9 protein-coding genes, 1 other RNA gene and 1 pseudogene are annotated in these 14,243 nt (G+C 51.9%); 4 read left to right on the forward strand and 7 right to left on the reverse strand.

All coding sequences use genetic code 11. From position 1 onward, the window contains the following. Positions 1-194: 194 nt before the first annotated feature. Together D906_RS02645 and D906_RS26425 are read left to right on the forward strand one after the other, a co-directional pair. Complete coding sequence (locus D906_RS02645) at positions 195-1,490, forward strand: site-specific integrase (RefSeq protein ID WP_097156132.1); 1,296 nt, start codon at positions 195-197, stop codon at positions 1,488-1,490. A gap of 466 nt (positions 1,491-1,956) precedes the next feature. After that, entirely contained in the window at positions 1,957-3,387 is a 1,431-nt protein-coding gene (locus D906_RS26425; RefSeq protein WP_143503488.1) for a hypothetical protein, read from the forward strand. Between the two features lie 403 nt (positions 3,388-3,790). Here D906_RS26425 and D906_RS02655 read toward each other — a convergent pair whose 3' ends face one another. Then, the gene (locus D906_RS02655) at positions 3,791-4,360 is read right to left on the reverse strand and encodes a hypothetical protein (protein WP_097156134.1); all 570 of its coding nucleotides are present in this window, start codon (positions 4,358-4,360) and stop codon (positions 3,791-3,793) included. 213 nt (positions 4,361-4,573) lie between these two features. Beyond that, positions 4,574-4,942, reverse strand: coding sequence for a hypothetical protein (locus D906_RS02660; RefSeq protein ID WP_097156135.1), 369 nt, complete (start codon positions 4,940-4,942; stop codon positions 4,574-4,576). A gap of 251 nt (positions 4,943-5,193) precedes the next feature. Between D906_RS02660 and D906_RS02665 the strand changes: the two genes are divergently transcribed. Next, a complete protein-coding gene (locus D906_RS02665) occupies positions 5,194-5,424 on the forward strand; it encodes a helix-turn-helix domain-containing protein (protein ID WP_097156136.1) in 231 nt (76 codons plus the stop codon). A gap of 204 nt (positions 5,425-5,628) precedes the next feature. On the opposite strand, the gene D906_RS02670 is transcribed toward D906_RS02665, so the two are convergent. Next, positions 5,629-6,012, reverse strand: a complete 384-nt coding sequence (locus D906_RS02670) for a hypothetical protein (RefSeq protein ID WP_256579098.1) — start codon at positions 6,010-6,012, stop codon at positions 5,629-5,631. Positions 6,013-6,225: 213 nt separating this feature from the next. Here D906_RS02670 and D906_RS02675 point away from each other — a divergent pair. Then, positions 6,226-6,828 (forward strand): annotated as a pseudogene (locus tag D906_RS02675) (recombinase family protein); the annotation flags it as partial. Positions 6,829-7,804: 976 nt separating this feature from the next. On the opposite strand, the gene D906_RS02685 reads toward D906_RS02675, so the two are convergent. From D906_RS02685 to ligA, 4 genes are all read right to left on the reverse strand, one after another. Then, positions 7,805-10,153, reverse strand: a complete 2,349-nt coding sequence (locus D906_RS02685) for an NB-ARC domain-containing protein (protein WP_097156139.1) — start codon at positions 10,151-10,153, stop codon at positions 7,805-7,807. A 193-nt stretch (positions 10,154-10,346) separates the two neighbouring features. Further along, a complete protein-coding gene (locus D906_RS02690) occupies positions 10,347-11,303 on the reverse strand; it encodes an NUMOD3 domain-containing DNA-binding protein (protein ID WP_097156140.1) in 957 nt (318 codons plus the stop codon). A gap of 284 nt (positions 11,304-11,587) precedes the next feature. Then, positions 11,588-11,684: signal recognition particle sRNA small type (ffs, locus tag D906_RS02695), an RNA gene on the reverse strand. 178 nt (positions 11,685-11,862) lie between these two features. Next, positions 11,863-14,193: an NAD-dependent DNA ligase LigA gene (ligA, locus tag D906_RS02700; RefSeq protein ID WP_025754776.1), complete on the reverse strand. Its 2,331-nt coding sequence runs from the start codon at positions 14,191-14,193 to the stop codon at positions 11,863-11,865. Positions 14,194-14,243: the final 50 nt, after the last annotated feature.

Consider the following 14,243-nt stretch of genomic DNA (forward strand, 5'->3'; position numbering starts at 1 on the left):
TCCGGGCCTGACCAGGTCGCATGCAAGCATGCTCGGGAATCAATGCGGACCTTATGGGTCAAGGGTTACAGGCTGATGAGGTGGATCGTCATCTACCCGTGCAAACACCAAGCACGTTCGCTCAGGACTCGGGGTGTGACCAGAATTGTTCCACTCAATTGGTCCACTTTACTGGTCCACTCTGGTGTTCATTCATGGCCTACATCGTCCGCCGCCAGTCCGTTTACTACCTGAACCTTCGACTGCCAAAGCACCTGTTTCCGAACAGGCACACCCTCCGTATATCCCTCCGAGTGCGAGAACGGCAAGCAGCTTTGTATCTCGCGACCTCCTTAGCTCAGCGGGTTAACAGCCACCTGAGCGAGCACCCCCTAACACCTCCGGAAACGCTGCGTATGCTTTGCGTGCAATGGTGCGAGTCATCACCCATGCCAACCCCTCGCGCTGCACCACAGCAAGCTATGGGGCCCACAGCAAAGCCAACAAGTGGCGGCGCTACCCTGGCAACCCTTTCAAAGCTCTACATAGAGGAAGGCAAACGCGGTGGCACATGGCGGCAAGGCAGTATCGACGATGTGGAACGTGCACTAGCCGACCTGTTCGAGCTGATAGGTGACATGCCTGCGGTGGCCTTTGATGCTCAACAAGCCCGCCTACTGAAAGAACGACTCAGCCGCTGCCCCCAATACTTCGCCCTACGCCCGGAGTTCAAGGACAAAACGTTGAAGCAGGTGGTTGAGTCAGGCAGCACGTACAAGACCATCACTGCCGTCACGATCAATAACCGATTACGCAAGCTCACTGCGTTCATGAACTGGTGCAAAGCGAACGGGTACGTTACTGACAATCCTCTGGCTGGCATGAAGGTCATGACCGGGTCGGCAAAAGAAGCGCGCCTGTCATTCGACCGTCACGATCTGGTAGCCCTACTAGATCATGAGGTATTGCGAAAAGAAGCCCGCAAGAATCCCTGGCGCTTTTGGCTTCCATTGCTGGGGAGAGCCACGGGGGCACGACTGGAAGAACTCTGCCAATTGCGCGTCGATGACTTTATCGAACAACAGGGTGTCCAGTGCATCCGCATTGATGACAACGGTGCTGGCCAGAACCTCAAGAACGCAAGCAGCCGTCGCGTGATTCCTTTGCACCCTACACTGCTCAACCTAGGCCTGCTCCAGCATGTTGAATCGGTCAAAGCTACCGGTGCTGATCGGGTGTTTCCTGATCTGCAAGCCGTTCGAGGCAAGCTGGGCCATGCCCCATCAAAGTGGTTTGGTCGTTACAAAACAAAACAGGGCGTCACCGATGGCCGCAAGACGTTCCACAGCTTCCGCCATACCCTCATTGATGACCTACGGGATGCCGGGGTGCAGGATTCTCTGATCAAACGTATCGCCGGGCACGAAGATGCAGCGGTGACATTCAGCGTCTATGGGAGCCGTAACCCCATCAGGGCGATGCTGGACGCGTTGTCGCATATAAGGTTGTAGTCATCCCTCGTGCAAGACAAAGCGGTGGCGGCTCTCTGGCTGCGAATCCGGGTAATGATGAGACACCACTGACCCCGATACCAAGGAGAACGCCGGCCTTTCTGGCTGGCCCAAGCGCCGCTGCCTATCCCTCCCAGGTAGAGCAAAAACTACCCATGGAAACACCAGAAATCTCACCGCATGAAGCAACCAATGCAATTAAACAGCCAGCAAAAGGCGAATGTAAACATTAAAGCCAGACCAAAGCAATAACCTCAGAAGTTCACATTCAGGCCACAATCGCACCATTAAGTTCCTGTTGACGCCCACATTCAACCCAGTATCATCAGGCCACAGCACCGAAGCTCAATCTCCGATCTTATTAATTTACTCACCCATGCCGACTGAGCACAGGCGGTAAACTTTTAACCAAATAACACGAAAATCACATCATAGAGCAACACGAAACCAAAAATTCAAATACATCATGCAAAAAAACAAAACCATTTATACCGCTATCGCAGCACCAGGCTCAGGGAAAACGCAAAAACTTCTCGACAACATCCCCGAACTAACACAGAACGGAAAGCTGCTAGTTCTCGCACTACCAACTATCACCCTAATCAAGGAATTAGTATTTCGAGCATCAGAAGCTAACCTATCGCACCAAGCCATCTACCATGGTTGCGAGAGGCGTGTAGTTGACTGCCTAGAGCAGGCATTACGGGAAAAGACTGATTGCTTTATTATATGCACACAGGAATCATTAAAAAAGGTAAACCCAAAACTACTAGCTTGCTGGACTGTTATCATAGATGAACTCCCAAAGGTCGTTGAGTACCACGACTATCCCTTGGACCCTCTAGAGCTTAAACGCCTATTTGATTACCTTGACGAAAAGGACGGCCAATTATGGATCAAGGAGGGAGAGCAGCATAACGTAGAACAGCAATTATCGACAAACAGGTCAGACGCTAATGGAACGGACTGTTCGACACTTAGCAATTCCGGAGCACAAGTATTTCGCCTATTACTAATGGGCGTTAAAGTTTTCATCGACAAGATGCAACGCAACACAAAACGGCATGTACGCGCAGTAGAAGAGATTAAGTCGTGGTGGAATATTCTATCATCAGCTGGCGAGAGTCACATCCTTGCTGCCAACATAGTAAATACCGAATTTTACGTGCTTGCCAGGGCCAACAAATTTGATTTCGTGGACTCATCCCTCACCCCCGAACGCTTGCTCTACACATGCAACATTAAAATTTATCCTATCATGAGAAATGGACAAATTTTCAGCAAAACCAAAATGCTTCATCACCATAACGACGACACTCTAATAAACGTTGCACTCAAACTAATCATGGAGCACATCAAATCCACTCCGTTACTATCAGCAAATAATTGGGCCAACCTCCAACACGCACCCAATGTCTATTACCTGCCCAAAGATTGCAGAGGCCTCAACCAGTACACACATGCAACGGAAGCAATCATCCTATTTGGAGGCAATCCAAGCCCCTCGGACAAAGCTGGACTGGATTACCTAGAAGACACCTACAACGTTGACTTTAAAGAAGCCTATATCACTACCAGGCTGCTTGAGCCAGCACTACAAGTAGCTACTCGTTCCGCTGTACGCCTTCCAAGCAACACGGATGAGATCACTTTCTACGTTCCTGATTACCGAGTTGCAGAATACTTTAAGTCCACATACTTTCCTAACGCAGTTATTTGTTGGTCACTGGCAGATTCGTTACCTATGCCAAGCGATGGAAGAACACTGCACATAGAAAAAGAAGCAGAAGTCATGAAGCTACTGAATCTGAATGAAAGCGCAGTGACAATTAACAAGCTAACAGGTGTATCAAGGGCAAAAATTGCGAAGCTCAAACAGACAATGATGGCAGCATGACCTGTAACATATCCTAAAAGATTTTTTAGGAAAGGTTACACCCCAAGCCTGAGCTGATAACTTAGTAATATCTCGCGGTGACGCAAGCGTCACAGCTAAATAAATATGTGCCGAAGGCACGATAACAACGTCAAATTGAGCAGGAAGGAGGGGGCTCACCCTCCCCACCTCCAGAGGTAATTAGCTTAACATATCGATCCGTGACGCATACGTCACAGCATACCTACTTAGAATTTATCAACTTGAGATAGTGAGCTATGGTTCCTGCTCCACAGCCTCTAACAAAGCTTTAAGCTAACAACATTAACATCAATCCGCAACGGCACGTTGCAATTCACCCTGGGTGGACTGAGGTATTCTAACTACCCCACTATCCAAACTAAACTTTATACTGCACGCTCTACTAGAACATCCACTCGGACGAGAACCAACCTACACCTGCCCCAACAGCCATAGAGTATCCGACAATTTCAGTAGACTTCTTATTCTTGAACGGGCCAAGGTATCCTTTGCCTACCTTCGAAACGATGACCTTGTAGCCAAGCTCATTCAATTTAGCCAAATCCTGAGGGTCCAAAAAACCATGATAATCTGGTGATGGCACCAGCATGACATACCAGCCCTTCTCCGACTCTGATAAGACCTGTGCCTTGTACAACTCAATGGGTGACTTGGCACACAGGGGACTAACGTAATCATAATTTTTTTCATCCATAACCACCGCCTTCCAATCTTCCCCATCCATTGGAAACGCAATGTACGGAGTAAATCCGATGTAACCACCAGCGTAGTTCTTTACGTTTGCTTCACCGCAAACAACACCCCACGGCTTCACCTGCTCATTTCGATACTGTGCAGACTGGGGATCAGTCATCTGCGCCTCCAATGCAATCCGTGCCTTGGAAGTTGAGTCATCACAACCTGACAGCAGCAGTGCACCAGCTACAAACAAGCTTTGGAACGTCAATTTCATCATCTACTTCCTGTACATGGTCGAACCCTCATGTGCCAACGCTTGTACCTGCCACGCACTGAGGCATGGAATAAACGGTATCGTCGGATTAGGGTATGGAATGTAAGGCCAGCAGGGGCTATGGCAGTGCTGCATTGCGAACACTCCACAACCACCGCTGGGTGCTGTTTATCTGGCTAACCGAAATTGTCGAGGTAAGTCAGGGTGCACCTCTCAAACCCCAAACGAAAACCGGTGGTTAGCGAGGACTTGTTTCAAAGCCTGGAAATCCGAGTCAGTGAATGCCGAATGCACAACGCATTTGAGTACCCCAAGCCGCATTGCGTTTTCATCAACCGACTCCACCCAGCCGTACTCGATGAGGCTTGAGATTGCCCGGTGCACCCGCTCCTCCCGGACTGTAAGAAAATCAGGTAGCAGCGTGGTGTCGATACTCACCGCACGGTTACTGTCCATACGCATCAGGAGAAGAAGCATCACTGCTACCTTATCCTCATTCAGGGCGGTATACGCCGCCAACGCCTCAAAGGCGTACCGTGGAACACGTACCATTTGGTCATTGGCTACATTTTGATCAGTCATCAGTCGTCCTCTGCATAGCAGCTTGTTGAATACGCATGGTTTGGGTCTTGCGGGACTTGCTCAACTCGCTGGACTTGCCGACTAACTGGACTCGCTGACTTACCCGACGACTGCCTTGGACTGGGCATCGACGCCGTACACCGTGGACTGACCTACAGAATCCGTGTGGGGCACCGCTTAGGATGCCTAACTGGCCTGAATGTCACGATTAGTGTGTTCACGATTAAAGCACACTCCCTGACCATCGGGGAATGCCTGCACCTCCCCATTCACCAGCGCTCCAGCAGCAATTCGGCACCCGAGTCAGGGTGCTGCGTATGGCTATGGGCATGAGCCAGGAAGCGTTCGCAGATCGGTGCGGCTTCGCCCGAACCTACATGTCTCGCATCGAAACGGGTGGTGCCAACCCGTCCATCAACGCAATCAAGGTGTTGGCTGACGCCCTCGGCGTGAGCATTTCCGCCTTGTTTGAAGGTCTATGATTCGCTCAAAAACTAATCCCGTAACTACCAGTTAACTACCGTCGGCACTGGCAGCATGCGCCCCTACGACCAGCAATTTTCATCGCACGCCCTGAATTCATTGGCATTGCGGAGGATTGGGTTTAGCCATACGCTCCCAGCTAGCCTTTAACCACATGAAATACATGGTTATGCGGTACTTACTTGCTACTCTGCCCGCTGCTTTCAGAAGTCAGCCTTGGTAAAGGTTTGAGTCAGACCCGTTTCTGAAGAAGTTACATGGAGGGTTTCACCCGCTACCGCAAACGTTAGTGCAGCATCCCACTCACCTTCACGCCAACGCCCCCAACCGGCAGTGTCAGTAAAGAAGGCTGACCAGATGATCCGATCCCCGACTACCTTGCATCTGTAACGAAAACGATCACCATCAGGGCGCTTGTAGCTTATTTCGGGCACCTCACCCAGTCGCATCGTTTTCATGGTGCCTACTGGCCGCCCCATTTCCATGGATATCGCTGCCTTGCAGAGTTGATCAGAGCTGAATCCACCCGCCTGGACATAGCCTGGTAGAGCGATGACCACAGCCAGAAGTGCTTTACGCACATGCATGAGAATCCTTCCTTATTTTTGCCCAGTTGATGTGTTCTAGTACATCCACGACCTACTGTTCACTGTGTGGGTTAGGGTGTGCTTCATGCACCACAAGCGAAGTGGCTAGAAACCCGCTCAAAGTGCCCTTGAAATCGTGTCATTAAATACCTTTACCGACCTTATGTGACACACTAGTATGTGATACACCCAAACTGACACAGAGTCCCCACCATGTTCATCCGGGCCTACCTTCGAGCTTCGACTTCCGAACAAGACGCAACGCGGGCAAAGAAATCGTTGATCGACTTCGTTGTAGAGCGAGGCCATAAGATCGCTGCTTTCTACATCGAGAACGCCAGCGGCGCCAAACTCGACCGCCCCCAGTTGTTCCGTCTGCTGGACGATAGCCACGAAGGTGATGTGCTGTTGATCGAAGGTGTAGATCGACTCTCCAGGCTTAGTCAGGACGATTGGGCGTTGCTGAAAGCGAAGATCGCAGCAAAGAAAGTGACTGTAGTGTCGCTAGACCTGAGCACAAGCCATGCGGCCTTGAAGCCCACTGAGGGATTGGACGATTTCACCAAGGGTATGATCGCGGCAGTGAACGGTATGTTGCTCGACATACTCGCTGTAGTGGCCCGCAAAGATTATGAAGACCGTCGCCGCCGTCAGGCCCAGGGCATCGATAAAGCCAAGGCGGACGGTGCTTACAAAGGCCGTCCGGCTAACCTTGACCTGCACAAGCGGGTTAGTGAACTACTGGCAGATGGAAAGAGTATCAGGAAGGTGGCTGAGCTTTTGAAGTGCAGTACTACGACAGTGCAGAAGGTTAGACAGTTGAACGCATTGGACGCGGCCCATGAGGCTTTCAGTAAGGAATATGCAATCCTCGATGAGAAGATTGAGCAATCCAACATGCCCAATGGTCCTGACCTCACCGAAACGGATTACCAGCCCTGGATGGACAAGAAAGAGGCCCTGGAGAAGGCCGGACAACTACCCCTGGAGTAAGGGGGCCAGAATCAAAAACCGCTGGAGCAAGACGCTCTAAGCCCCTACGCTGCGGTATCAGCCCTAGAGTGAGCACACCATGGAAGACCGGGACGCAGTAATAGCGAACACGTTGGAATTGTTGCTTATGAACCAGACTGCCTTGAGAGCAGCCATCGAAGAAGTCAGCACATGGATTAGGCAGCGAGGCTCTGTGAACGCCCACGAAAACACAATGACGTGTCTACAGGCGCTTGATGCAAATGCTGATGCCATCGCTTCTGCAATAGATCGCCTGCGATCATAGTCACCTTCGGGCGGCTTTTTGCTGCCTGCGATATTTTGAAATTTTGCTGTCCAGCTCGCTATGGGCCAGCCAGAAGCGTTAAGTACTGCGCGCCTGCCCTGCTATGACTCAGACAACAACCCACTGGAACTATAATTTCTCAAACAGGCATCAAGATTCACGTACTCAGCGCCAAGCCCGTCAATGCTACGCACCCATGCACTCGACGTTTCACCGCATGGATGACAAGGCCGCTGATACCCTTTGAAAGGCTGTCATGAACCAGACTGCCTTGAGATTCACCATCGAAGAATTAAGTACATAGATACGTCAGCGGGACTCTGTGAGCTTTCACGATAATGCGATGACAGCGTTTCAGGCTTCCTTTGCAAGTGCTGATGCGCTTACTTTAGCGACAAGCAGCCTACGCTCATGACTACTCAGACGCCAACAATCGTAATATAGCTTGCCGATCTACATTATCAAACAGATCGACAAGCCTTACACCATCTATAACGCTTGACCCAGCATTACTTACCGACTCTTCCTGGGCCTGCCAGATTCATGCTTAATCCAATCTAGCAAGTCAGAAATGAATGCATAATCTTCCGTTCCGGCTGTCATCCGCAGTAATCGCTGAGCAGTGATAACGGATTTACCAAGCTTCGACCTCATAAATGTATCTTTATAGATATCGGGTAAGGCATCAAATTCCTCCCGCATCCGCCGTATAGCTGCCACACTTAGCCCAACATCGCCATTCTGACAACTAAAATCAGACTCCCTATAGTTCAACTGGACACGCGTGTCGTAGTATATTTTTTTCAAACCATCATCTAATAGATCAATCTTACCACTAAGCTCCAACAATAATTCTCGCACCTCAGAGAACTTATGCTGGAACATATATCCACGACTCAAGCTGATCGCAATTTCCGCAGACCCGGAATCCAGCTTTCGAGCAAGCTCAAACTGCTCAACTGCCTCATCCACTGACTCCTCTTCGTGAAGAATGAATTTCCCAAACCAATAATGAAGCTGAGAGGTATTGGGGGCTAGAGCAATAGCTAGCTCATGACTTTCCCTTGCCTCCGGGTAATTTCCGTTTTTCTGATGGAAATATGCCAAAACCCTGGGCACCTCAAAGTAATCTGGAGCCAGTCTTTTTGCCTCTTCAAGTATTTCATAAGCTGGCTCATTTGCCGCCGCCCGCAAGTGCTTCATAGCGTCGTGAAGCATTTTTACAATTACACGATCCGCTTTCGAACGAACTTTTATATTAAGCGGTGAGTACTTATTACCATTTGTCGCACTTCTCATCTCAACTACAGAATTAAGCTTATTGCGATTAGCCTTAACTTTCTGCTGAAATGCATTGGAAGGACGATGATGTTTATTCAAATATGCTCTGGCTAACTCAGCTAGCTGGTAAGTAGTTTTTATACTACCCCCGGTTGGCTTTGAAGATTCCGCCAGCATATTAGTGGTCATTAATTCTTGCAGCGCCTTTTGAATTCTGATTGCCTCGAAACCCGACAGATATGACAACTCCGCGATATCCTTCCAACCTGGAGCACATTGCATGGTGCTGGTTAGATCGCGAGCATCCTGAGAAAGAAACTGATATACGTTACTCATACAGAACTCAAGGAAAAGCGATGAATTCTGCAATACCGTTTCAGCGGCCACACCTGTCTGCACCGCACTAACGAACCACTTTATGTAACCTGGATTCAAATACATACGGTTAGCATATCTACGAAGCGTATTTTCATCTTGCGTAGCAATACTCTTCACACTCCTAAGCTGACCAAGAGTACGAATTAGCTTCGCAGCATATCCTTCTTCAATCCCGCCCAATTTTATGGGGTACTCATAGGCTCCAAGACCTATTCGAGATGTAATTATAATTTTGCTACCATCTGGCAACGAACTGACAAATGAATGTATGGTTTGATCCATAATGGTTTCAAGATTATCGATAAACAAAGCAATCTTGAATGTACCCAAATACTCTACAATTTCAGCAAGCGGATCAACAGTCTCGATGCCACTCAGTTGCGAAGAGATTTCTTGAAGAACGCCGATAGAGCTTGTGATTGCCCCTTTAATGTCACGAATTTCATTAACAGTGATTTGGGTGGTCTTCGAAGTAACCCACACAACCGCATCAAACGGCTTGGATTCTTCCTCCAAAAGCTCATAAGCGACTTTTAACGCCAGAGCACTTTTACCAACGCCACCCTCACCTACAATTGATATAACCGGAAACCCACCAAGACAAAGCTTTTTTACTTGCTTAACAACCGCATCCCGCCCAATCAGACCTGTCTCGTCGAAGTCTGGTAGCGGCAAGTTATGCGGAATTGTATCTACATCAGAATCAACGACAGGAATTTTCAGATCGAGCACGAAGCTCGGATCATCTTGAAGGCGGTCAAAAGTATCCTGTAAATTTTCCCACCTATGGAAATTCTCTTTAATTAATTCCGCACAGAAGTCTGATATTAAAGGCAGGTCATCAAAGTTCAACGGGCGAATATGCATAACCCGGTTACGAACCGGAATTATTTTTTCGAATTGACGAGTCTTAGCCTTTATAGCCTGACTAAACCCAATGTCAAAACTAGCCTGATTTGAATTAATAATTTGAAATGTATCACCCAAATCAAAGTAATCAATCAAATTATCAAGAGTCGGCTCATCGTAAGCACTGCCAACATCTTTTTCGAGGCGTGCTCGACACCTAGAAATCAATTGCTGATCAAATTTTGGGTCGCTATACAACTCACTCCCCAAGCGACTTTTAATCACCCCCCTGAGATCTTCCTCAAGACCACTAAGGAGTGCATATACTGTCATTCTTGATAAGCTATAAGCCATGCGTATATTCCCTGGCGCATTTTTTGCCAATCATAATGGCATATTGCCCAGGAAATTCCAAGCGCACTGTAGTGCCAGCTATGACCTGTCAGTTACGTCAATCTTGAAGACCGGAGCGCTAGCCTGAATCCTTGCATTCAGCGCATATGGCAACTGAAGCACACCGAAGGCCATGCCGTTCTGAGGCGAAAATCTATTTTATGAATTCTAGCCAAGCGCTATCCTGAGCAGGAATCCACCCTTCGGAGAATTTAGCAACGAGGGTTTTGAACTTGGAACTGATGTGGTTTGTTCCATAGAGCCGGTTGCACTGTATCGAGAACGTTACAAACGCGGGTTTGCGGAGCGCCACCCAAAAGGCGTGCAACGCATTAGCTGAGCGCCAGATAGTCATGTTATCGATATTGGTTACGATTGACGGGTGCTCCCAAGGTAGCTGTCCTCTCGCCCGCTTGGTTGCAGAGATCCTTGCTTTACAAGCATCGGACTTGGGAACTCCAGCGTTGGCTGGCATCTTCCCGAGGCGTTTTTCCCGCATCTTCGCCTTGGCAGAGTCCGAGTGCTTTCTGCCAAAGAAAGGGTTCTTATCGCCCACGCCTAACCTTGCTGTATCAGCTTTCAGGCAGCCACAGGACTTATAGGAGCCTTCGCAGTCAGGGCTCACTTCCTTGGTAAGGAGAACGCGCTTTACGCCGCAATCACAAACGCAATTCCATTTCGCCATTTTCTGACCCCTAGCATTGCGACGGTATCCGGCCTCACTGACAACCAGTAGCCTGTGGTTACGGACACCTACCAATTGCTTGGTCATCATGCCTTCCGTTGTTTCAGACTTAACGCGAGCGAACTCTTCACGGATGGCAGCATATAACCTGGAATTGACTTTGCCGCCGTTGCGTGAATCGACATTCGCCATCATGAATGCGGCGTACAACAGAAGGTAATCACTTGGATGCATCTTCCACAGCAACATGTGTGCGATGTAGTGCTCCCGGCCCGTGAACATTACCAAGTTACTCCTCGCATCACTCCCCCCCTTGCATCGAGGCACGATGTGGTGAATCTCGAAGTAACCTGTATGTTCCGCCTTGTTGAGGCCCCGGCCTTTAGCTTTCGTTACGAGGGAGTCGTAAATGCGTGCGTGATCCATTCATCTCTCCATATGCTCAGCCTCCCCAGCCACTAAGCAGCTTGCTTGGAGGGCTCACCGATACTGCAGTGCTGATCTTCACGCCCACCAGAGGTTCAGCGTAAGTACTGATCCAATAGCCAGTAGCCACAAAGAGGCAAACCAGAGGAAGGTTGAAGAAACGATAGGCAGACGATAGCATGCCGCTTGCGATGCACCACTTTGGTGTACCTAAACGCTGTCACACTTCGAGATTTTTGAGAGAGAAATCCTTGAGAATTCAAGGACTTGCGTAATGGAGGCAGCCCCACCAGCCACACCCCGGCACTCGATGTTCCCGCTATGGCTGCTCCCTTCCGGGCCTGACCAGGTTAACGGGTAATCAATGCGGGGGGACCGATGGGGCCACCACTACATGCCTCGCTGAACAGCGAGTGGCGCCATTGTACCGTTCTTGGGGGCAGATACAACCTCTAGCGGGAGAAAAAGTCATCATTTCTCAATGACTTGTCAGGGCTGACGTGGCAGCCCCGGCCTCTTCGCGGGTAAACCCGCCCCCACAAGAAACGCGCGCCGGCCTTTAAACCGTGACCCCCTGCCCGGCCAGGAAGGTGACAAAGGCATCTTCGTCCAGCACCTTCACCCCCAGCTCGGCAGCCTTGGCCAGCTTGGACCCCGCCCCTGGCCCGGCCACCACGCAGTGGGTCTTGCCAGACACCGAACCCGCCACCTTGGCCCCCAGGTTTTCCAGCTTGTCCTTGGCGATGTCGCGACTCATGCGCTCCAGGGTGCCGGTGAGCACCCAGGTCTGGCCTGCCAGCGGCAAACCTTCGGCCACCTTCTTCTCGCTGGTCCAGTGCATGCCGAACGCCAGCAACTGCGCTTCGATGTCCCGCGCCAGCTTCTGGTTCGCTTCATTCTTGAAGAACTCACGCACGGCATCCGCCTGCTTGGCCGCAAGGGCCTGGCGCAGGTCGATGCCGTCGGCGGCGATGATCTTTTCCAGGGTGTCGAGCTTGGCCACCAGCTTCTCGGCCCCGGTCGGGCCGACCGAGGCAATGTCGAGCTTGGCAATCATGCCGGCGAGGGTGGTGCTGGCGGCGAATTCGGCAGCCAGTTCGCCCTCGTCCTGCAGTTGCATGCCGCTATCGAGCAGTTGCTTGATGACCTTGCGGTTGTGCTCGTCTTCAAAGAAGTTGTGGATCTCGTAGGCAACCTCCAGGCCGATGTCCGGCAGGTAGGTGAGCACCTGCGGCAATGCCTGCTGCACGCGCGCCAGGCTGCCCAGCGAGCGGGCCAGCACCTTTGCAGTCTCTTCGCCTACATCCGGAATGCCCAAAGCGTAGATGAACCGCGACAAGGCCGGGCGCTTGCTGGCCTCGATGGCATCCAGCAGCTTCTTGCTGGACACTTCGGCGAAACCTTCCAGGCCAACGATCTGGTCGAACTCCAGCTTGTACAGGTCTGCCGGCGAGCCGATCAGGCCTTCGTCCACCAGTTGCTCGACGCTCTTTTCGCCCAGGCCATCGATATCCATGGCACGGCGCGACACGTAGTGAATGATCGCCTGCTTGAGCTGGGCGCCACAGGCCAGGCGGCCAACGCAGCGGTACACCGCGCCTTCGCTGGTGGTTTCCTTGCCCTTGCTGCGTTTGACCAATTGAGTACGCTCGACCTGCGAGCCACACACCGGGCACGCGCTCGGCACCTCGACCGGGCGGGCATCTTCCGGGCGACGCTCCAGCACCACCTGCATCACCTGCGGGATCACGTCACCGGCACGGCGAATGATTACCGTGTCACCGATGCGCAGGCCCAGGCGGGCGATTTCGTCCATGTTGTGCAAGGTGGCGTTGGACACGGTCACCCCCGCAACCTTGACCGGCTTCAGGCGCGCGACAGGCGTTACCGCCCCCGTGCGGCCAACCTGGAATTCGACGTCCAGCACCTCGGTCAGCTCTTCCATGGCCGGGAACTTGTGGGCAATCGCCCACCGTGGCTCACGCGCACGGAAGCCCAACTCGCGCTGGGCGGCCAGGCTGTTGACCTTGAACACGACACCATCGATTTCATACGGCAGGCTGTTACGTCGCTCGCCGATGTCGCGGTAGTAGGCCAGGCATTCTTCGATGCCTGCCGCATGCTTGAGCTCGCGACTGATCGGCATCCCCCAGGCTTTGAGCTGTTCAAGGATGCCAATATGGCTGTCGCCGATGCTTTCAGACACCTGACCAACGCCATAGCAGCAAAACTCCAGCGGGCGGCTGGCGGTGATTTTCGAATCCAGCTGGCGCAGGCTGCCGGCGGCGGCGTTGCGCGGGTTGGCGAACGTCTTGCCACCGGCTTCTGCCTGGGCTGCATTGAGCCGGTCGAAACCGGCCTTGCTCATGTACACCTCGCCGCGCACCTCCAGCACCGCCGGCCAGCCCTCACCCTGCAGCTTGAGCGGGATGTTGCGCACCGTGCGCACGTTGGCGCTGATGTCTTCGCCGGTGGTGCCATCGCCACGGGTAGCGCCCTGCACCAGCTGGCCATCGCGGTACAGCAGGCTCACGGCCAGGCCGTCGAGCTTGGGTTCGCAGCTGTAGTCGACCGCGCCAGGCTGATCGAGGCCTTCTACAACGCGGCGGCCGAACTCACGCAGGTCGGTTTCTTCGAAAGCGTTACCCAGGCTGAGCATCGGGACTTCATGGCGCACCTGGCTAAAGGCGGCCAGGGCAGCACCGCCGACACGCTGGGTGGGCGAGTCGGGTGTGACAAGGTGCGGGTGCTCGGCTTCAAGCGCCTTCAGCTCGTTGAACAGGCGGTCGTATTCGGCATCCGGCACGCTGGGCTCATCGAGCACGTAGTAGCGGTAGTTGTGCTGGTCGAGCTCGGCACGCAGTTCGTGGATACGGGTTTCGGCGGTCATTTTCAGGTTCTCTTGCATAGCAAAAGAGCAGCCCTTGGCTGCTCTTGCGC

Source organism: Pseudomonas sp. LAIL14HWK12:I1, assembly GCF_003202095.1.
Classification (GTDB): Bacteria; Pseudomonadota; Gammaproteobacteria; order Pseudomonadales; family Pseudomonadaceae; genus Aquipseudomonas; species Aquipseudomonas monteilii.

Excerpts from the sequence above, each read along its gene's own strand:
- D906_RS02645 (WP_097156132.1), top strand. The coding sequence starts at position 195 with ATGGCCTACATCGTCCGCCGCCAGTCCGTTTACTACCTGAACCTTCGA.
- D906_RS26425 (WP_143503488.1), top strand. The coding sequence starts at position 1,957 with ATGCAAAAAAACAAAACCATTTATACCGCTATCGCAGCACCAGGCTCA.
- D906_RS02655 (WP_097156134.1), bottom strand. The coding sequence starts at position 4,360 with ATGAAATTGACGTTCCAAAGCTTGTTTGTAGCTGGTGCACTGCTGCTG.
- D906_RS02660 (WP_097156135.1), bottom strand. The coding sequence starts at position 4,942 with ATGACTGATCAAAATGTAGCCAATGACCAAATGGTACGTGTTCCACGG.
- D906_RS02665 (WP_097156136.1), top strand. The coding sequence starts at position 5,194 with ATGCCTGCACCTCCCCATTCACCAGCGCTCCAGCAGCAATTCGGCACC.
- D906_RS02670 (WP_256579098.1), bottom strand. The coding sequence starts at position 6,012 with ATGCATGTGCGTAAAGCACTTCTGGCTGTGGTCATCGCTCTACCAGGC.
- D906_RS02685 (WP_097156139.1), bottom strand. The coding sequence starts at position 10,153 with ATGGCTTATAGCTTATCAAGAATGACAGTATATGCACTCCTTAGTGGT.
- D906_RS02690 (WP_097156140.1), bottom strand. The coding sequence starts at position 11,303 with ATGGATCACGCACGCATTTACGACTCCCTCGTAACGAAAGCTAAAGGC.
- ligA (WP_025754776.1), bottom strand. The coding sequence starts at position 14,193 with ATGACCGCCGAAACCCGTATCCACGAACTGCGTGCCGAGCTCGACCAG.